Below are 18,776 nucleotides of genomic sequence, written 5' to 3' on the forward strand. Positions count from 1 at the left end.
GCCATGCCTGACGCCGGCCTGCCCAGCCGAAAGGGATATAATGATCCTCTCGTCCCGTGCCCCGCTTGCTGCGGTTTTTCTGATGGCCGGGCTGGCTTTGCCGGCGCTGACCGTGCCAGCGCTGGCCGAGCCCGTCACCATCCTCCATTCCCAGGGGGAAACCACCATTGATGCGCCCGTCGAGAAGGTGCTGATCCTCGATGTCAATGCCCTCGATATCGCGGCGGCACTCGGGGCAGAGCCGGCGGGGGTTCTGGGCAGCAATATCCCGGCCTATATGGAGAAATTCGCCTCGGACAGCTATCCGAAGGTCGGCACGATTTTCGAGCCGGATTACGAGGCCATCGCAGCCTCCGGCGCCGGTCTGATGATCCTCGGCACCCGCACCGCGCCGGCTTACGCACAGATGTCGCAACTGCTGCCGACCGTGGATCTGAGCCTTGGCGAAAAGCATTTCGAGTCCGTCAAAGCGAATATCCTCAGCGTCGGGCAGATCTTCGGGCTGAATGACAAGGCGGCGGCGCTGGTTGCCGATCTTGACGCAAGGATCGCGTATCTGCAGCAGGTGGCGCCACATTCCGGCACCGCGCTGATCCTTGTCACCAATGGCGGCAAGCTGGGGGCTTACGGGCCGGCTTCGCGGCTGGGCTGGATCCATAGCGAGCTGGGTTTCGCGCCCATCGAAGAGGGGATCGACGACCGTTTCCATGGCGGCGATGTGATCTCGTTCGAATATATTCTTGAACGGGACCCGGACTGGATCTTCGTTGTCGACCGTGATGCCGGGGTCGGCGATGTCGGGTCCAGCGCTGCGGCCATGCTGGACAATGCGCTGATGGCGGAAACCAGCGCCGTGAAAAACGGCCGACTGGTCTATCTCGACCCGCAGGCGGCCTATATTTCCTTTGGCGGCTATACGGCGATGACGATCCTTCTGGGCCAGATCACCGATGCGCTTTCGGGCGCGGCAAAGGCCGAGTGACGCTTGCGGCTGGGCCTCGCCTTTCTGCTGGTTGTGGTGCTTGCCGGGATCAGCCTTTGGGTGGGCGTCTCCGGCATCAGCCTTGCGCGGCTGGCCGGGGGCGACCCGCGTGACTGGCTGATCCTGTGGGAAAGCCGGGTGCCGCGGATGCTGGCGCTGGTGCTGTCGGGGGCTGCGATGGCGATTGCCGGGCTGCTGATGCAGATCGTGATCCGCAACCGCTTTGTCGAGCCATCGACCACCGGCACGGTCGAGGCGGCGGGGCTGGGGCTCCTCGTGATGACGCTGATGGCGCCCGGCGCGCCGGTGATCGTGAAAATGGCGGTGGGGGCGGTGTTTGCGCTTGGCGGCACCGGGCTGTTTCTTATGGTGCTGCGGCGGGTGCCCTTGCGGGATCAGATGATGGTGCCGCTGATCGGCATCATCCTGACCGGGGTTTTACACGCGGTCACCACCTTCATCGCCTATCGCGCCGACCTGATGCAGACGGTGCTGGCCTGGACGCAGGGCGATCTCTCGGGCGTGTTGCGCGGGCGGTATGAGCTGTTGTGGCTGGGCGCCGCGATGGCGGTTATCGCCTGGATCGCCGCTGACCGCTTTACGCTGGCGGGGCTGGGCAAGGATATGGCGACCTCGCTTGGCCTTGCGCATGGGCGGGTGCTGGCGCTGGCGCTGGTGATCGTTTCGGGCGTGACGGCAGTGGTGGTGGTGACGGTGGGGACCATCCCCTTTCTGGGGCTGATCGTCCCGAACCTCGTCAGCCTCGCGATGGGGGACAATATGCGCCGCGCGGTGCCCTGGGTTGCCGTATCGGGCGCGGGGCTGGTGCTGGTCTGCGACATTCTGGGCCGGATCTTGCGCGCGCCTTATGAGATCCCGGTCGGCACCATTCTGGGGGTGATCGGCAGCTTTACCTTCCTGATCCTGATCCTCCGGAGGCGCCGCGATGTCGCCTGAGCGTCGTGCAACCCTGGCCCTTGCGCTCCTGGCCGCCGGGGTGGCTTTGGCGATGCTGGCCTTTATGACGCTGGGGGTCAAAGGCAGCTGGGCCTTTGTGCTGCAGTTTCGCGGCATGAAGCTTTTGGGCCTGATCCTCGTTGCCCATGCTGTCGCGGTCTCGACCGTGCTGTTCCAGACCGTCACGGCGAACCGCATCCTGACGCCCTCGATCATGGGGTTTGATGCGCTGTTCGTGCTGTCCTCGACGCTGCTGGTGGCGGTGCTGGGCTCGACCGCGCTGGCCTCGGTCGATGCAAGGGCATTGTTTGCCGCCAAGCTGGCGCTGATGACCTGCTGTTCCATGGCGCTGTATCGCTGGCTGTTCCTCGGCGAGGAGCAGAGCCTTCACCGTCTGCTTCTGACCGGAGTGGTGTTCGGTATCTTTCTGAGAACGCTGGCAGAATTCGTACAACGCCTGCTGGATCCGAATGAATTCATGGTGCTTTCCGATATGCTGTTTGCCAGCTTTACCGGCATCAACCCGGTGCTGATGGTCTTCGGCTGGGCGCTGGTGGGCGCGGTGACGCTCTGGCTGGGGATGAACCTCGCGCGGCTGGATGTGATCGGGCTGGGGCGGCCGGTGGCGGTCAATCTGGGCATTCGCTGGCGGCGCGATGTGCTGGCGGTGCTGGGGATCGTCTCGGTGCTGGTCTCGGTCTCGACAGCCCTGGTCGGGCCGGTCACATTCTTCGGCCTGCTGGCGGCAAGTCTTGCGCGGCTGGCGGTCGGCACCTCACGCCATGCGGTGCTGTTGCCGGCGGCCAGTCTGACCGCGATGCTGCTGCTGATCTCGGGCCAGACCATTCTCGAACGATTGTTCGCCTTCAACACCGCGCTTGGCATCGTGATCGAATTCTTCGGCGGCGTGGTTTTCCTGCTCCTTTTGCTGAAAGGCGGTCGCAAATGATCGAAACCAGGGATCTGCGCAAAAGCTATGGCACCAGCCTTGTGCTGGACGGGGTCAGCGTCACCCTGCCGCGCGGCGGCATCACCACCATCATCGGGGCCAATGGGGCCGGGAAATCGACCCTGCTTTCAGTGATTTCCCGGCTGTTGAGCCCCGATTCCGGCACGGCCCTGATGGATGGCGAGGATATTTTTCGCATCAATGGGCCGGAGCTTGCGAAAAAGCTCGCGGTGCTGCGGCAAGAGAACCACCTGACGGCAAGGCTGACTGTCAGAGAGCTGGTCAGCTTTGGCCGCTATCCGCACAGCAAGGGCCGGCTCAGCGATGCCGATCGCGCCGCCGTCGCCCATGCGCTGCTCTGGCTGGATCTGAACGATCTCCAGGACCGCTTTCTCGACCAGCTTTCCGGCGGCCAGCGCCAGCGGGCCTTTGTCGCGATGGTGCTGGCGCAAGAGACCGATTACATCCTGCTTGATGAGCCGCTGAACAATCTCGATATGAAAAACGCCCGCGCCATGATGCTGATCCTGCGCGAGGCGGTGCGGGAATTGCAGAAAACCGTGGTCATGGTGCTGCATGACATCAATTTCGCCTCGGTTCATTCCGACCGGATTATCGCGATGAAGGCGGGAAAAGTGATCCACAGCGGCGGGCCGGACGAGATCGTCGCCCCGGCGATATTACGCGAAATCTACGATATGGACATCGAGGTGCGCGAGATCGAAAATCGCCGATTTGCCTTCTATTACGGATAGTTGCTCTCGCTTTGCCGGGCGGGCTGGCCTATAGTCGGGCATCCCGTATCCGCCCAGCAGGAGCGCCCGTGACAGATACCCCGGATCCGACCCCCGAGGGGGTCCTGACCGAAGAACAGGGCGCCGCGTTTTACGGTGATGACGACAGTTCCATCGCCTATAACCGCGTCTATTTCGCGTTGCAGCGGATCCAGCGAACCCTGATGCCCGAGATCGAGAAAAGCCTGCGCGCGCTCGGGATCCAGGACCCGATCTGGTATGAGATCCTTGAGGCGGCCGAACTGGCGGGCGAGGAAGGCGTACGGATGCTGGCGCTGCAAAAGCGGCTTTTCGTGCCGCAATATGCGCTTTCGCGCCATGTCTCGCGCATGGTCAAGGCCGGGCTGATCGAGCGCGAGGCCTCGGGCGATGCGGGGCGGGCGCAGATCGTGCGGCTGGCTCCGGCGGGGACGGGCATCACCGATGGCATCTGGGATGTCTATGTCGAGAAGATCCAGCGCGCCTTTGGTCCGCGTATCGGCCGGGGCGAGGCCTATACGCTTTTGCGGATGCTGAACCGGCTTTATGACTGAAAAAGGGGCGGAAGATCCGCCCCTTCCCGTAACTGCCTCGCCGGTCAGAACTTCATCGAGGCCACGATCTGGACCGAGCGGCCCGGCTCGTAAAGCGGTGTGATCGAATTGAAATCCTGGCCATAGGTGGCGCGGTCGGCATAGGTCTTGTCGAAAAGGTTGTTGATCTCGGCCCGGATCACCAGACCCTCAACCGAAGGGGGCTGATATTCGGTAAAGAGGTTCAGCACCGCATAGCCCGCGATGGTCTTGTCGGCCCAGGCGTCTTTATGGCTATAGGCGCGCGCCGCCTCGACCGAGCCGCCGAAGGTGAAGGCGCTGTCCAGCGGCGTATGTTGCGCCTCGATGGCCAGCACGCCGCCCAGCGGAATGCCAAGATCGACCGCGCTCCAGCTGTCGGTTCCGGCGCCGTTCACCTCGATCTTGCTGTCTGAATAGCTGGCGCGCAGATAGCCGCCATCCCAGCCATAGCCCAGGCCCAGATTGAAGCCGCGGCTTTCCATATCGTTCAGGATCACCCGGTCGCGGGCATCGTCGATCCTGGTCAGGAAGATCTCGCCATCAAGGCTGAGATTGCCGGTCTCATAGTCAAAGCCCAGCGTGTAATTCGTCGAGCGCGAGGCGCTGAGCCCGCTGTAATCCCAGCGGTCGTCATAAACGAAATTGTCCTCAAGGATCAGCCCGCCAAAGACCGAGGAAACCCCGCCGCGCAGCGTCAGCGTATCGGTCACATCATAGGCAATCGAGGCATTGCCGCTGAGCCCCGAGAAATCGCCCTTCCAGCCCGAGATGCCGGTGAAACTCTGATCATCCCAGCGAAGCCCGAAGGAGGTGGAGAGCCGCTCGACCGGCTCAAGCCGGGCCTGGACATAGAGGCCAAGATTGCGGGCTTTCTCGGCCACCGGGCCGTAGCTGGCGTCGCGATAGGTGCTTTCCTTGTCGTAGTAGTCGACGCCGGCGGTGATGGTGTTCACCTCCGAGAGGTGGAAACGGTTCTCGAACCGGGCCGAGAAGGTCTCGTTCAGGCCATGGCTGACCCCAAGGCCAACGATGCGGGGCGGGATATCGGGCTGATCTACCGCGATATCGACCTTTGACCAGCCCAGCACCAGGCGCGGATCCCAGAGCCCGCTGGCCTGGGTATTCTCATATGACAGCGAGATGGTCTGGCGCTGCGTGTCATAGCGGCGCAGGGGCTGCGGCGTGCGCACATCGGAATCAGACGCGAAATTCGAGCGGTAGGGGCGCAGCGAGTCGTCATCCATGCGCTGGCCCGACAGCTCGACACGGTGACCTTCGGGGGTCTCATAGGCCAGTTTCAACAACGCCGACGTCATATCGGCGCCACTGCCCTCGACCACATTGCCGGCGCCGGTCTTGTAATCCTCGCCATCGGCGCGTTTGGCGTAAAACAGCCATTCAAAGCCGGAATAGCGGCCGGCCAGGGTGGTGGAACCCGCCATGGTCTTGCCATTGCTGGCATAGGAAAGCCGGGCATTGCCGCCGATATCGCGGCCATCCTCCAGGATGTCGCCTGCATCGACCGTCTCCATCACCACGGCGCCCGCCATGGCATGCGGTCCGGCATCGGCCGGCGCCGCACCGGCATCGACGCGGACGAATTTCATCAGGCCGGGGTCGAAAGCATTTGCGGAAACATGGTGGAAGACGCGGTTGTTCTGCGTCACCCCATCGACCGAGACCGCGAGGTTCAGCATATCGACGCCATTGACGAAGATCTTCTGCGCCACCGGGATCGCGCCGCCCACCGAGACCGAGGCGATGCCGGCGAACAGATCCTTCAGATCGCCCATCCGGGCGCGGTCCAGCTCGGCTTCGGCGACATATTGGCTGTTGGCGCGGTCGGCGGCATTGCCATCGGGATCGCTGGCACGGCTATGGGCCGGGTCGAGCAGGATTGTGCCCAGAAAAACCGGGTCTTCCTCGCCGCTCTGGGCGAAGGCCGGGTTGCAAAGGATCAGCGCACTGCCGGTCAGGAGTGCGGTGAGAACGGGTCTGTCGATACGGGGTGCGGCCATGTGGATCTCCTGTCGGCAATGCGGCTGAGACAGGGTCCTGGCTGAAGAAGATCATAGCATCATCGGGATGAACATGCAATCGCATGTTTAGATCTTTTGCCAGGCGATGCACAGGCTGGAGGCCCCCCCGCCGGCGATGCTGCTGCGGGGCGGGCGCCGGTTCAGCCGGCGGATTTACGGGCCTCGCGCGCGGCGATTTTTTCCTTGCGCTTGCGATAGCGGGCCTGCATCCGCGCTTCGCCTTCGGGGGAGCCGTCATGCCAGGTGCCGAACCAGCGGTCCAGCGGCAGCAGGGCATCGCCGTAATTCACCTCGAAATATTTGTGATGCAGGTAATGGGCATAGGAATGGCTGTCGACGGCATGGTTTTCCCCTATCTCGACCTTGTCGAAGCCGACATGGCCGGGAATGGCGCCGAACCCTGCGACATGCAGTTGATATAGCATCAGAACCGGGCACGACGGCAGGATCAGGTGATAAAAGGCGGTTCCGAAATACAGCAGATGTTCAACCGGATGCATCGCGAGCGAGGACCAGGGCGAGGGGTTGACCGAGTTGTGATGCACAGAATGCACCCATTTATAGAGGAAAGGCGTGTGGATCAGCCGGTGGATGCAGAAGAAATGCAGCTCATGGATCACCGGGATCAGCAGGAAGACGATCAGCAGGATCCAGGGATGTTCGGCAATGCCCAGCCAGGGCGCATAGCCATTGGCATAGGCCCAGAGCATGAAGACCTCGATCGCGGTCCAGATCGTCACGCCCGAGGCAAAGGTGCGGATGATGCAATCGATATCCTGCCTTTTGAACATAAAGGCCTCGGACCGCTGTTCGGCCGGGAATGTACCGTTATATTTGAACCGGTTCTTCTGGTGTCTCAGCACATAGAGACGCAGCTCGAAGGCTCCGTAGAACAGGAAAACCGCCACGGCATTCACCAGGAAAAGCCAGCCGGCCCAGTGCCAGTCCAGCGTTTTCATCACCTCGGTATCGGGGATGATCCAGGCCCAATACGCAAGGGCAAGCGCCAGATACATCACATTCCAGGGCAGAAAGTAATGCGGCAGCCATTTCACGATGGCCAGCAGGCGCGGCGGGAACCTGTCCAGCAGCGGTGCCACCTGTATCGGCGTATCAGGAGCCCAGTCGCCGCGTTTGTTGCGGCGGCCGAATTTCAGGTCGTCCATGTCTTCCTCCCTCCGCGCCGCCTTGCTCCCGGGCCATGGGCGCCCGGGCAAGGTGGCATCCATCCTCTGTTGCCATAAATACGCCCGGGGGCGGGGGCTTTCCTCAGTTTCGCTGATCAAATCAGATCAGATGCACTGGTCGGTATAGGTGATAAAGCGGATCGGCGAGGGGTCGGGTTCTTGCCCGGAAAGGCCCAGACGGAACAGCATCCAGTCCACCGCGCGGCGGGCCTGGGCCTCGGGCGACTGGTCCAGCACGATATGCATATGGCCACGTTTCAGCGCAGCCATGCTGTCAGAGCACAGCTCATGCCCCACGAAGAAGACATCACCGGCACGACCGGTCTGGGTCAGGGCCGACAAAACGGCGGAATTGGCGGCGCCGACATTGTAGATGCCGGCAAGATCCGGAAAGACCTCCAGCGCCTTACACACCACCGCATGGATGCGCGGTGCCTTATCAAGGCCGAAACCGATCCAGGTGAAGGGCATTTCCGGATGCGGATGGTTCTGGAAATACCCGGAAATCCCCCGCAGCCGGTCACGATGCACCTGGTAGATCGGATCGCCGATGGCGATGACGGGGCCGGGCCGCCGCTGCATCCGGGTGATGAAATGGCCGGCGCTGCGGCCTGCGGCGATATTGTCGATGCCGACCAGCGGCAGAGTATCGCCGCCGGCGCGGGTCACGACATGCACCATGGGAAGGCCCGAAGCCTCGACCTTGCGCAGGGCCTCGCACAGCGGGGGCTGATCGGCAAGTGCCAGGATCAGCCCCGAGCGCCGGGTCTTTGGGTCAAGGATGCGCCGCGCGATTTCCTGCGGCTGATCGGGATCGACAAAGCTGCGCTGGATCTGCACGGTCGCATCCAGTGTCGCCGCCACCCGCTCGAAGGCGCGCGAGAGCCGCCGGAAGAAGTCGCTCTCTGCCTTCAGCAGCAAGACCTCGATCCGAAAAATGCCGTGATGCGCTTCGGGCATATGGCGCGGCGTGTTCAGCGCCCTTGCCGCGAGGATCACCTTTGCCGCCGTTCCGGGCCGCACGAGGCCGCGCCCGTTCAGCACCCGCTCGACCGTGGCGGTGCCCACACCGGCCCGGGTGGCTATCTCGCGGAAGGTGGGTTTGCGCATGGTTGCGGCCTTTGCTGGCATGCCGGGCAAGGCGAGAAGGCCATGTTCCCCGCCGCCGCGCAAGCATCCGGGTCCGGCCGGGCTGATGGCATTCGCATCAGGCTGCCAGCGCCACCGCATCCGGGCCGGCCGGGAAATGCAGCCGGTCAGAGCTGTCATTGATGGCCAGCCACACGGCTTCGGCCACATCACGCTCGGTCGTGGTCAGGGGCGGATTGGCGAAGGCCTCAAAGATCGGGCGGGCGAAATCGCCATAGGCAGGTGGCACCATCCGCTCGGGCGCCAGCGAAATCCCCCGGACGAAACCGGTGGTCGGCGCATAGCCCGGCTCGATCAGCTTTACCCGCAGGCCAAAGGGGCGCAGCTCATGCGCGAGCGAGCCGGTAAAGCCCTGGATCGCCTGTTTGCTGGCGGTATAGGCGGCGACCAGCGGCATCGGCGCCAGCGTCGCGCTGGAGGTGACATTCACGATCACCCCCGACCGGCGCGCCCGCATCTGCGGGATCATGGCCTGAACCATCGCCATGGTGCCGAAGGTGTTGGTTTCAAAAACCTGGCGGATATGATCCATCGGCGCAGACTCGAAGACGCCGGCAAGGCCGATCCCGGCATTGTTGATCAGCACATCGACAGGCCCCGCCGCCGCCACCGCTGCCGCAATGCTGGCCGGGGCAGTGACATCCAGCGGCAGGATCCGCATATTCGCGGGCAAAAGCCCGGGCTGCGGCCTGCGCATGGTGGCGATCACGTCGCAGCCAAGGCTGTGCAGATGGCGGGCGGTTTCCAGCCCATAGCCCGACGAGGCGCCGGTAATCAGAACGGTCGTCATGGAAGCTCCTGTATCTGTTGACAGGATGGATTTAACGCGGATGATCCGTACTTACATCAATCAGAAGTCCTGATTGAATTGCCGAAAGTCCTGGAATGTCGGATCCATTGGAACAGGTGATCGGGCTGTTGCGCCCCGAGGCGGTCGGCGCGAAAGAGATCAGCGCCGCCGGGTCCTGGGCGGTGCAATATGTCGATTTCGGCAAGCCCGCCTTTGGCGCGATGACCCAGGGGCGCTGTCTGCTGCAGCTGGAGGGGGAGGCGCCGCTTTTGCTGGAGGAAGGCGATTTCCTGCTTTTGCCCGCGACGCCGACTTTCACCTTTTCCTCGCTGCAGCCGGCGCCGGTGCAGCGGATCGACGAGGCCTCTTCGCTGCCGCGCAATCAGGTGCGCTATGGCCGCCAGGACGGCCCGCCCGAGATGCGGCAATTCGGCGGCTGGTTCCGCTTTGGCTCGCCCGATGCAGATCTGCTGGTCTCGCTTTTGCCGCGTATGGTGCTGCTGCGCGGTGTGCCGCGGCTGGCGCAGCTGGTGCGGATGCTGGGCGAGGAAGCGGCGCGGGGCGATATCGGGCGCGATCTGATCCTCGGGCGGCTGGTCGAGATCCTGCTGATCGAGGCCCTGCGCGCCGCGCCCTCAGACCAGACGCAGCCCGGGCTTTTGCAGGGCCTTGCCGATCCGCGCATTGGCGCCGCGTTGCGGGCGCTGCATGGTGATATCGCGCGGGCCTGGACGGTGCCGGATCTGGCGCGCGAGGCCGGTATGTCGCGCTCGGTCTTTTTCGGGCGCTTTGCGGCACTGGTTGGCAGTCGGCCGATGGCATATCTGGCGACCTGGCGGATGGCGGTGGCGAAAGACCTGCTCCGGCGCGGCGGGACCACGCTGGAGCAGGTGGCAGAGCGGGTGGGTTATGGCTCGGCCAGCACCTTCAGCACCGCCTTCAGCCGGCATATGGGCCAGCCACCCGGGCGCTTTATGAAGGCCACCGGCTGAGGACCGATGCGGTCAGGCCGCTTTGTCGGGCGAGGGGCCTTCTAACTTGATTCTGTGGTGATCGGCATAGTCTGCCCGCACCCTCTCCCATTCGCCACCATCGCGCGCCGCAAGACAGTCCGCCGGATATTCCCAGCCCGCCGGGCGCCCGACCCCGGCCTGGGGATCCCGGTCGCTCGGATGCAGCACTTTCGGGATCTTGCGCCAGTCGAAAGGATCAACGCCGTCATTGCCGACATAGCGGTCGATATGGCCCTCGACATTTCTGACTGTGACGGTCAGCGAAGGCCAGTTCAGCAGCCGTTCCGAGGCCTGCGCCACCCAGTCATGGCTGACATCATAGAAGATCCGCCCGGTCAGGATTGCCGCCGCACAGGCCGGGCTGTTCCCCGAGGTCGCCAGCTGCCTGCCGTCGCCGATCGGCCGGGCGCCGACCACCAGGATATCCTCGCCCGGGCGCAGGCCGGCGGCCTGGATCTCGGCAATCGCGCCCGGGGCCACATCGTCATTCTGTGCCAAGATGCCTTTCAGCCCGGGATGGCGGGTCAGCAGATCCTCCGTCGCCTTCAGCTAATCTTCGCGGTTCCATTTGCCCGGCAGCGTATCGACCAGCCTGGTCTGCGGGAAATCGCGGAAAGCATAATCGCGCCTGCGCGAGTGTAGCAGATCGGTGAGATTGCCATTGGTGCCGGTGACGCCGCCACTATCGCCGCCACCGAAACGCTTGGTCACGGCCACCAGCAGATGCGCGGTCACGGCGCGATGGGCCTCGAATTCCTCGGGCAGGGTATACAGCGTCCAGTAATCCGAGGCCTCGAACGGGGTGAACCAGGGCAGGCTGTCCCGGACATTGGCAACACAGACCCTGTTCTGATCGGCCGGCCGGCTGGCGCCCCGGCTGGTGCCGCCATGGGCGAGGCTGAAGATCCCGGCCTGCCCGCCCGAGGTCACCTGTTGCCCGAACTGGTCGAACTGGCGCTCGCCGTCGAACTGGCTGTCGAGCCCGGTATAAGAAAATCCAGCGCTTTGGTGGTGGATCCAAAGGTGCCATTCAGGATCTGGTTATCTTCATTCGACATGAAGGCCGGGATGAAGGCGGGTTTGCCATTCCCCGAGGCCAGCGCCACATTGGGCAACCCCGCTGTCACCGCAAAGGCCAAGGCCGCCGCCCCGGCCGAGGCCTTGGCGAGAAAATTGCGGCGTAAAACGCCCCGGAGTATCAAGGCGCTCCACATAGCGCCCGACCACTTCCGGATCATCGGGATCGCGCATCCAGCGCGGGAGGGTGGGGTCGCCCAGTGCTGTCTCCGGATAATGGGAATTGCGGGGGGAGGCGGCGAATTCCGTCCCCCCTGATCACGACTGCTCAGGCCGGCTTGTTGGGGGACGGGCCGTCGAATTTGATCTTGTTGCGGGCTGCATACTCCTCCCGGACCTGGTCGAATTCGCCGCGCGCCTTCGCCTCGGCGAGGGGCGCGGGCAGTGACCAGCCATCGGGGCGCGGATAGCCTTTCCAGATTTCCTCGGTTTCGGCCGGGTAGATATAGGCCTGCGGATCCCAGTCATCGGGGTTCAGCACCCGCGAGAACCTGCGGAAATCAAAGGGATCAACGCCGCTATTGTCGACATAGCGTTCGACATAGGCATCGACATTTTCCCTTGTCACCACAGTGGGTTTCCAGAACAGCTGACGTTCCGCCGCGCGCGGCTTCCAGCCATTCGCCACGTCGTAGAGCCAGCTTGTGAGGAAGGCGCCGGTAAAGACCGGACTATTGCCGCTGGTCGAGGTCTGCAGCCCCTCCTGGATCGCCTTTGCTCCCAGCGAGGTGCCATCCGCGCCGCCGACAAAGAAATCTTCGCCCGGCCGGAGCCCGGCATTCCTGAGCGCCGTCAGCGCGCCCTGGGCCTCGTCGTCATTCTGCGCGACGATGCCTTTCAGATTGCCGTTGCGGGTCAGCAGATCCTCGGTCGCGCGCAGGCTCTCTTCGCGCAGCCATTTGCCAGGCAGCTCATCAGTCTGGCGGATATTCGGGAATTCCTCCAGCGCGAGATTACGGCCGGCATTGCGGGAAATCTCGCACCAGTTGCCGGGGGTGCCGGTCAGCGCCGCGACCTCACCCTCGCCGAATTTGTCGGTCACCGCCTGATAGACCGCGCGGGCGACGCCGCGATGGGCCTCATCCTCATGCGGGTTCAGATAGACGGTGAAATAATCGCCGACATCAAAAGGGGTGAACCAGGGCACGCTGTCCCAGATCGCGGCAAAGAAGGTCTGGTTCTCTTCGGCAAACTGCCCGGCACGGCGCAAAGCCGATCCGTCAAGGATGTTGAAAAAACCGCCGATCGCCTGTTCGGTGCCCAGCTGTTCGAACTGCGACAATTGCCGCCCGGAATCGATCTGGCCGTCGAAAAAGCTGTAATTCAGCCCAAGCGCTGCTGCCGCCTTTTCGGCGCCAAGGCTGACAAGCTGATTATACTCGGTGCTGGCGCTCCAGGCGAGATAGGCCACCTTGTTCGACCCGGATGCCACCGCGACATTGGGCATGCCAAGCGCTGCCGCCGCCGCACTGGCCGCCACCCCGGCCGAGGCCAGCGACAGGAAATCGCGCCGCGACACGCCGGTTGTGTCCAGCCGCTCCATATGGCGGTCGATGATCTTTTTCTGCGTGAAGTCTGGCAGATGCCGGGGGTTGAAGCGTTTGCGGACCATGATGGCCTCCATGAGGGTACAAGAGCCTGCATCGCGCCGCAGCAAGCGGGCGAAGGGCTTCGGGGACAAGGGGGAACCCGGCCCTTTCAGGGGCCGGGAAAAGGGTCAGGCCGCTTTGTTCGGCGAGGGACCGTCATATTTGATCTTGTAATGATCGGCATATTCGGCGGCGACCGCCTCACGCTCGCCATTCGCGCGCGCCTCGGTATAGGCGGCGGGGTATTCATAGCCCTGGGGTTTGTCGATGCCGGCGAAATTGTTGTCGATATCCAGCGGATAGACCTGGTTCTGCGGATCCCAGTCCCCGGGAGACAGCACTTTAGACATGCGTTTGTAATCAAAGGGTTCGACATCGCCATTGTCGACATAACGCTCGATCCAGCCGTCGATATTCGACTGGTCCAGCGTCACCGTGTTCCAGTTCAGCAGCCGCTCGGACGCGCGCGGCACCCAGCCGTTCAGCACGTCATAAATCCGCGTGGTGAAAAGCGCTGCGGCGAAGGCACCGGTATTCCCTTTGGTCGCGAGGATCTCGCCATTTTTCACCGCTTTCGACCCCAGCCCGGTGCCCGAAGTGCCGACGACCAGCACATCCTCGCCCGGGCGCAGACCGGCGGCTTTCAGCGCCGCAATGGCACCAAGCGCAATGTCGTCGTCCTGGGTCACGATGCCGACCACATTGGGGTTGCGGGTCAACAGATCCTCGGTCGCCTTCAGCGCGTCTTCGCGGTTCCACAGACCCGGCAGTTCATCGACCAGCTTCGTCTTCGGGAATTTCTCAAAGGCCTGATCGCGGCCACGGTTCCTTTGCAGCTCCAGCAGGCTGCCTTTCGATCCGGTCACCCCGATGATGTCACCGCCGCCGAATTTTTCGGTGACTTCGGCCAGCAGCACCTCGGTGATCTCGCGATGGGCGGTGACCTCCTCCGAGACGGCGAAGAGGGTGTAATATTCATCGGCATCGAACGGGGTGAACCAGGGCAGGCTGTCCCAGACATTGGCGACATAGATCTTGTTTTCCGAGGCAACCCGCGAAATTCCCCTGATCGCGCTGCCATCGGCCAGGTTGAAGATCACGCCATTGGTGCTGGCCGCGACCTGGCTCTCAAACTGGTTATATTGCTTTTCCCCGTCCAGAGAGCTGTCGAACGAGCTGTAATTCAGCCCCAGAACCTCACCCGCCTTTTTCGCGGTGCGGTCAAAGGTGAAATTCCATTCATTGATCAGAAAACCGGTGAGATAGGCGAATTTCCCGTTTTCCGAGGCAATGGCCGTGGCGGGAAGGCCAAGATACGCCGCGCCAGCCGCCGCTGCCGCGCTGGCCGAGGCGAAGGAGAGGAAATCGCGCCGCGACACGCCGCTGGTGTCAAGCCGTTCCATATGGGCGTCGATCACCTTGAGGTTCGTGAAATCGGGCATCCGATGGGTGAAGTCTTTGATATTCATAGTGTAGTGCCTTGGTTTCTTGTGTTGGTTCATTTGGCGGGGACGGTGGCGGCTTTCGCGACGGACGCGGCCGCTTTTGCGAAAGCGCCGCGATAACGGGCGGCGGGGTGGCGGGTGTTGACGCGCGCACCCTCGCCGAACAGCTTTTCGCGGTAGGTGCCGGGGGCGTAGTCGCGCTGTGCGAGGCCGCGTTTTTGCAGCTCCGGCACCACATGTCCGGTGAATTCGAGGAAGGAGGCCGGCAGGCGGTGATAGCTGACATTGACGCCGTCGATCCCGGCCTGCTGCCAGACCTCAAGCGCGTCGGCGATGCTCTCCGGCGTGCCGGTGATATTGCCCGCTTTTGCATAGACCTGGCCCAGATCGCGCACTTTCGGGGTGACGCCAGGATTGGAATCCTCAAACGCGCGGACCACGCCCTGGACGCCCTCGATCTCCAGCTCTTTCACCGGGCGCTCGGGATCAAGGACACCCAGGTCGATGCCCAGATCGCGGCTGAGATGGGCGAGATAGCCGTCGAGGCTGACATCCTCGGCGATGTCGCGGGCCTTGCGTGCTGCTTCTTCCTCGGTCGAGCCGATGATGAAGCTCATGCCCTGGATATATTTCAGATCGCCAACCTTGCGCCCGGCCTCAATGAGGTAGCGGTTGGTTTCCTCGATCTGGCGCCGCGCCCCTTCGGGCTTTTGCGCCACGATATAAGTGCCCTCGGCATTGCGGGCGGCGAAGGCGCGACCGGCGGTCGAAGACCCGGCCTGGAACAAAAGCGGCACCCGCTGCGGCGAAGGCTGCGACAGATGCGGGCCCAGAACCTTGTAGCGTTTGCCCTCATGGTGGATACGGTGGATTTTCGCCGGATCGGCGTAGCGGTTGCCTTTCTTGTCGGCCAGCACCGCGCCCTCATCCCAGGAGCCTTCCCAGAGCTTATAGACCACGTCGGCATATTCATCGGCCCAGGAATAGCGCTCGTCATGTTTGACGATACGGTCAAAGCCGAAATTCTGCGCGGCGTTATGACTGACCGAGGTAACCAGGTTCCAGCCGATCCGCCCTTTCGACAGGTGATCCAGCGTCGAGATCTTGCGGGCGAAATTGAACGGATGTTCCTGCAGGATCGAAGAGGTCAGCGTCAGGCCCAGCTGATCCGTCGCGCCGATCAGCGCGGCAATCAGCGCGCCGGAATCATTGATCGGGATCTGCACCGCTTCTTCGATATAGGTCTCCCAGCCGCCTTTATAGGCCGGGTCGACGCCGATGATATCGGCTGAAAACAGAGCGTCGAATTTGGCGGCCTCAAGGGCTTTGGCCAGCGTGGTCCAGGTGTTCAGGTCGTTGAATTCGGTTTGCAGCGTATCGTCGCGGCGCCAGAGGCCGTGATGGATATGCGAGACGGAATTCATCACGAACCCGTTGAGGATAAGGCGTTTTGCCATGGGACCCGTTCCTTATTTGATGACCTGGTCGGCGCCGGATTTGCGGCTGACCAGCACGGCGGCAATCACGACGAGGCCCTTGATGATCATCTGGAGGAATTGCGAAACCCCCATCAGATTGAGGCCATTGTCGAGGATCGCGATGATGAGAACGCCGATCAGTGTGCGGTGAACGCCGCCGACACCGCCGGCCAGCGAGGTGCCGCCGACCACGATGGCGGCAAGGCTGTTCAAAAGCAGATCAGAGCCCAGCGAAGGGCCGGCGGCGCCAAGCCGGGCGACCGCGAGGATCGCACCAAAGCCGGCCAGCAGGCCCGAAAGCGCAAAGGCGTAGAGCTTGTAACGCGCGACGGGCACACCGGCGGTGCGCGCAACCTGCTCGCCGCCGCCGATCAGATACATGTAGCGGCCAAATCGGGTGCGCTGCCCGATAAAGACCAGCACCACCCAGGCGAGGATCGCCCAGAGTGCGATATTCGGCAGGCGCGGGATCCATTGACCGATCGAGATGTTTTCCAGCCCCGGCGCGTTGAACTGGATGGCACGGCCATCCAGCAGCGTCAGCGCGATACCCGAAAAAACAGAGAGAGTTCCTAGTGTTACGATGAAAGAGGGGATCTTGCCTTTGGTATAGATCAGCCCGTTCACCAGCCCGAGGCCCGCGCCGACAAGCGCGGCAAAAGGGATCACAAGCCAGCCGATGTTCAGCGCGTTCAGCACCGTGACCGAGACCGCGCCAACCAGCAGCACGATGGCACCGACAGAAAGGTCGATCGACCCCATCAGCACGATGAAGGTGGCGCCAAGGCAGACGATCAGCAGCGTCGCCGCCTGGCCGCTGACGGCCGAGAAATTGCGTAAAGTGGCGAAACTGTCGGTCATCAGGCTGAAAAAGACGAACAGCGCCAATACGACCCCGATGGGGAACCAGAGCGAGGTCTCGACCCGTGAAAAAAGGCTGGTGAGGGGGGAAAGGAACGTGCGGCCCTGGGGATGCGGGGTGGTGGTCATTCTGCGGCTTCCAGATGGGTTTCGGGTGCAGCCGGAGCCGGGATCTTGTCCCGTGCTGCGGGCTGTGGATGAGAGGGCGCCTGGCCCGGATCGCTGAGCATCAGGCCAACAAGGGTCTGTTCCGAGGGTTTGTCCTCGGCGGGCGCGGGAACTTCGGCCACCACGCCGCCATGTTGCAGGATCAGGATGCGGTTCGAGAGGCCGATCAGCTCCAGCAGTTCATCGGTGATCAGGATGATCGCGACACCCTGATCGGTCAGGTCGCGCAACACGCGGTAGATTTCCTGTTTCGCCCCGGCATCGACGCCCCGCGTCGGGTTGTCGAGGATCAGCACATCGGGTTTGCGTTCAAGCCAGCGGGCCAGCACCACCTTTTGCTGATTGCCGCCCGAGAGCCGCGACATGGCAAGATCCGGCGTGGCCGAGCGGATCGCCAGAGCGCCGATATGGGCGCGGACGGCGCGGCGCTCCTTGCGGCCGCGCCAGAATCCGAAGCGGTTCGAGAACAGGTCGCCGCCGCTGCCGGTCGAGAAATTCCAGGCGGTGGGGAAAGAGGGGATGATGCCCTCGGCCAGGCGCTCGGCCGGGATATAGCCAAGGCCCTCGCGGGTGGCGCGGCCGATCTCGGGGCGCCGGAGCGGGCCGGTGCCAATCGCGACCTGACCGCCAATCGGGCGGATCACGCCGGCAATGGCCTTCCCGAGCCGCGACTTGCCGGAATCGAGCAGCCCGCCAATGCCGACAATCTCGCCGGGGCGGATTTCCAGATTGATCTCGGGCCCGTCGGCCAGCACCCGCACCCCCTCGGCCCGCAGGGCGGGGGTGGTGGGCAGCGCGGTCTGCTGGCGGTTCTCGTAATAATAGTCGGTGGCGCGCTCACGCCCGACCATGAAGCCATGCAGCTGATGTTCATCGGTTTTTTCGGGCGTGACCCGGGTAACCATCTCGCCGTCTTTCAGGACGTAAATCACATCCGAGATATCCAGCACCTCGGTCAGCCGGTGCGAGACGAACAAGAGCGAGCCGTATTGCCGGATCTTACGCACCAGGTCGAAAAAGCCCTCCTCATCGCGCCGGTCCAGCGCCGAGGTCGGCTCATCCAGCAGCACCAGCGGCTCTTTGATGCCGCGCAGCAGCGCAGGCGTCAGGCAGGCGCGGGCGATCTCGATGGATTGCCGGGTCGAGAAATCGTAGTCACCGGTGCGGCGGCGCACATCGACATCCAGTCGCGCCTCTTCGATGATACGGCGCGCGGCGCGGATCATCGCGTCGCGGTCAACCCATTGGCCAAAGCGGCTGAACCGCGCCTCTTCGCCCAGCAGCAGGTTCTCATAGACCGGCACATTCTGGACCAGCGACTGTTCCTGAAACACCCGGGTGATGCCATGCGCCACCGCCGCACGGTGGCTGGCCGGCGCGAAAGCCTTGCCGTCAAGCCGCACTGTGCCGCGATCCGGGCCAGTCAGACCGGAGAGAATGTTGAAAATCGTCGATTTTCCGGCGCCATTCTCGCCCACCAGCGTCACGACCGAGCGGCGCGGCACATCGAAGGAGACATCCGAGATCACCTGCACCGGGCCATAGGATTTCGAGAGGTTGCGTACCTCAAGCAGATTGCCGCTGGCCCTGGCAGCGTCTTCCGGCCGGGTTGCCGGGTAGGAATTTCCTGTTGATCTGGATGACATTTCGCCTGTTCCGGATTGGATGCGGCCAAACGCCTCTTTGCCTGGAGGGGGCAAAGAGGTCAGGAGCGCCGCCGGCCACGGACCTCCGCAGCCTTATT

General features: G+C 63.2%; 18 protein-coding genes. 6 read left to right on the forward strand and 12 right to left on the reverse strand.

Going from position 1 to position 18,776, the window contains the following annotated elements:
* Positions 1 to 40: 40 nt before the first annotated feature.
* The 5 genes from DRF71_RS10960 to DRF71_RS10980 all read left to right on the forward strand — a co-directional run bounded on the left by DRF71_RS10960 (position 41) and on the right by DRF71_RS10980 (position 4,215).
* Positions 41 to 982, forward strand: a complete 942-nt coding sequence (locus DRF71_RS10960) for a siderophore ABC transporter substrate-binding protein (protein ID WP_232831453.1) — start codon at positions 41 to 43, stop codon at positions 980 to 982.
* Between the two features lie 3 nt (positions 983 to 985).
* Positions 986 to 1,939: an ABC transporter permease gene (locus DRF71_RS10965; RefSeq protein ID WP_112310578.1), complete on the forward strand. Its 954-nt coding sequence runs from the start codon at positions 986 to 988 to the stop codon at positions 1,937 to 1,939.
* Positions 1,929 to 2,888, forward strand: coding sequence for an iron chelate uptake ABC transporter family permease subunit (locus tag DRF71_RS10970; RefSeq protein WP_112310579.1), 960 nt, complete (start codon positions 1,929 to 1,931; stop codon positions 2,886 to 2,888). The genes DRF71_RS10965 and DRF71_RS10970 overlap by 11 nt, the downstream gene beginning before the upstream one ends.
* Positions 2,885 to 3,643, forward strand: a complete 759-nt coding sequence (locus tag DRF71_RS10975; protein WP_112310580.1) for an iron ABC transporter ATP-binding protein — start codon at positions 2,885 to 2,887, stop codon at positions 3,641 to 3,643. The genes DRF71_RS10970 and DRF71_RS10975 overlap by 4 nt, the downstream gene beginning before the upstream one ends.
* Before the next feature lie 68 nt (positions 3,644 to 3,711).
* Positions 3,712 to 4,215: a MarR family winged helix-turn-helix transcriptional regulator gene (locus DRF71_RS10980; RefSeq protein WP_232831455.1), complete on the forward strand. Its 504-nt coding sequence runs from the start codon at positions 3,712 to 3,714 to the stop codon at positions 4,213 to 4,215.
* Between the two features lie 44 nt (positions 4,216 to 4,259).
* On the opposite strand, the gene DRF71_RS10985 is transcribed toward DRF71_RS10980, so the two are convergent.
* The 4 genes from DRF71_RS10985 to DRF71_RS11000 form a co-directional block, all read right to left on the reverse strand.
* Entirely contained in the window at positions 4,260 to 6,254 is a 1,995-nt protein-coding gene (locus DRF71_RS10985; RefSeq protein ID WP_112310581.1) for a TonB-dependent receptor, read from the reverse strand.
* 161 nt (positions 6,255 to 6,415) lie between these two features.
* Positions 6,416 to 7,441, reverse strand: a complete 1,026-nt coding sequence (locus tag DRF71_RS10990; RefSeq protein ID WP_112310582.1) for a sterol desaturase family protein — start codon at positions 7,439 to 7,441, stop codon at positions 6,416 to 6,418.
* 126 nt (positions 7,442 to 7,567) lie between these two features.
* Positions 7,568 to 8,572, reverse strand: coding sequence for a LacI family DNA-binding transcriptional regulator (locus DRF71_RS10995; protein ID WP_112311268.1), 1,005 nt, complete (start codon positions 8,570 to 8,572; stop codon positions 7,568 to 7,570).
* 97 nt (positions 8,573 to 8,669) lie between these two features.
* Positions 8,670 to 9,401, reverse strand: a complete 732-nt coding sequence (locus DRF71_RS11000) for an SDR family oxidoreductase (RefSeq protein WP_112310583.1) — start codon at positions 9,399 to 9,401, stop codon at positions 8,670 to 8,672.
* 95 nt (positions 9,402 to 9,496) lie between these two features.
* On the opposite strand from DRF71_RS11000, the gene DRF71_RS11005 reads away from it, so the two are divergent.
* Positions 9,497 to 10,393 carry an AraC family transcriptional regulator gene (locus tag DRF71_RS11005; RefSeq protein ID WP_112310584.1) on the forward strand — a complete coding sequence of 299 codons (897 nt, stop codon included), beginning with the start codon at positions 9,497 to 9,499 and terminating at the stop codon, positions 10,391 to 10,393.
* Positions 10,394 to 10,405: 12 nt separating this feature from the next.
* On the opposite strand, the gene DRF71_RS11010 is transcribed toward DRF71_RS11005, so the two are convergent.
* The 8 genes from DRF71_RS11010 to DRF71_RS11045 form a co-directional block, all read right to left on the reverse strand.
* Positions 10,406 to 10,912: a hypothetical protein gene (locus tag DRF71_RS11010; RefSeq protein ID WP_112310585.1), complete on the reverse strand. Its 507-nt coding sequence runs from the start codon at positions 10,910 to 10,912 to the stop codon at positions 10,406 to 10,408.
* A gap of 51 nt (positions 10,913 to 10,963) precedes the next feature.
* A complete protein-coding gene (locus DRF71_RS11015; protein WP_112310586.1) occupies positions 10,964 to 11,344 on the reverse strand; it encodes a hypothetical protein in 381 nt (126 codons plus the stop codon).
* Positions 11,341 to 11,652, reverse strand: coding sequence for a twin-arginine translocation signal domain-containing protein (locus DRF71_RS11020; protein ID WP_112310587.1), 312 nt, complete (start codon positions 11,650 to 11,652; stop codon positions 11,341 to 11,343). Before DRF71_RS11020 ends, DRF71_RS11015 begins: the two co-directional genes overlap by 4 nt.
* Positions 11,653 to 11,759: 107 nt before the next feature.
* Positions 11,760 to 13,103 (reverse strand): sugar ABC transporter substrate-binding protein, encoded by a 1,344-nt coding sequence (locus DRF71_RS11025; protein WP_157971042.1) that lies wholly within the window; start codon positions 13,101 to 13,103, stop codon positions 11,760 to 11,762.
* Positions 13,104 to 13,208: 105 nt separating this feature from the next.
* Positions 13,209 to 14,549 carry a sugar ABC transporter substrate-binding protein gene (locus DRF71_RS11030; RefSeq protein ID WP_157971043.1) on the reverse strand — a complete coding sequence of 447 codons (1,341 nt, stop codon included), beginning with the start codon at positions 14,547 to 14,549 and terminating at the stop codon, positions 13,209 to 13,211.
* A 29-nt stretch (positions 14,550 to 14,578) separates the two neighbouring features.
* Positions 14,579 to 15,982 carry an NtaA/DmoA family FMN-dependent monooxygenase gene (locus DRF71_RS11035; RefSeq protein WP_112310590.1) on the reverse strand — a complete coding sequence of 468 codons (1,404 nt, stop codon included), beginning with the start codon at positions 15,980 to 15,982 and terminating at the stop codon, positions 14,579 to 14,581.
* 12 nt (positions 15,983 to 15,994) lie between these two features.
* A complete protein-coding gene (locus tag DRF71_RS11040; protein WP_112310591.1) occupies positions 15,995 to 16,993 on the reverse strand; it encodes an ABC transporter permease in 999 nt (332 codons plus the stop codon).
* The gene (locus DRF71_RS11045) at positions 16,990 to 18,678 is read right to left on the reverse strand and encodes a sugar ABC transporter ATP-binding protein (RefSeq protein ID WP_112310592.1); all 1,689 of its coding nucleotides are present in this window, start codon (positions 18,676 to 18,678) and stop codon (positions 16,990 to 16,992) included. Before DRF71_RS11045 ends, DRF71_RS11040 begins: the two co-directional genes overlap by 4 nt.
* Between the last annotated feature and the right edge of the window lie 98 nt (positions 18,679 to 18,776).

The sequence above is a fragment of the Pseudogemmobacter bohemicus genome (assembly GCF_003290025.1).
Lineage (GTDB): Bacteria > Pseudomonadota > Alphaproteobacteria > Rhodobacterales > Rhodobacteraceae > Pseudogemmobacter > Pseudogemmobacter bohemicus.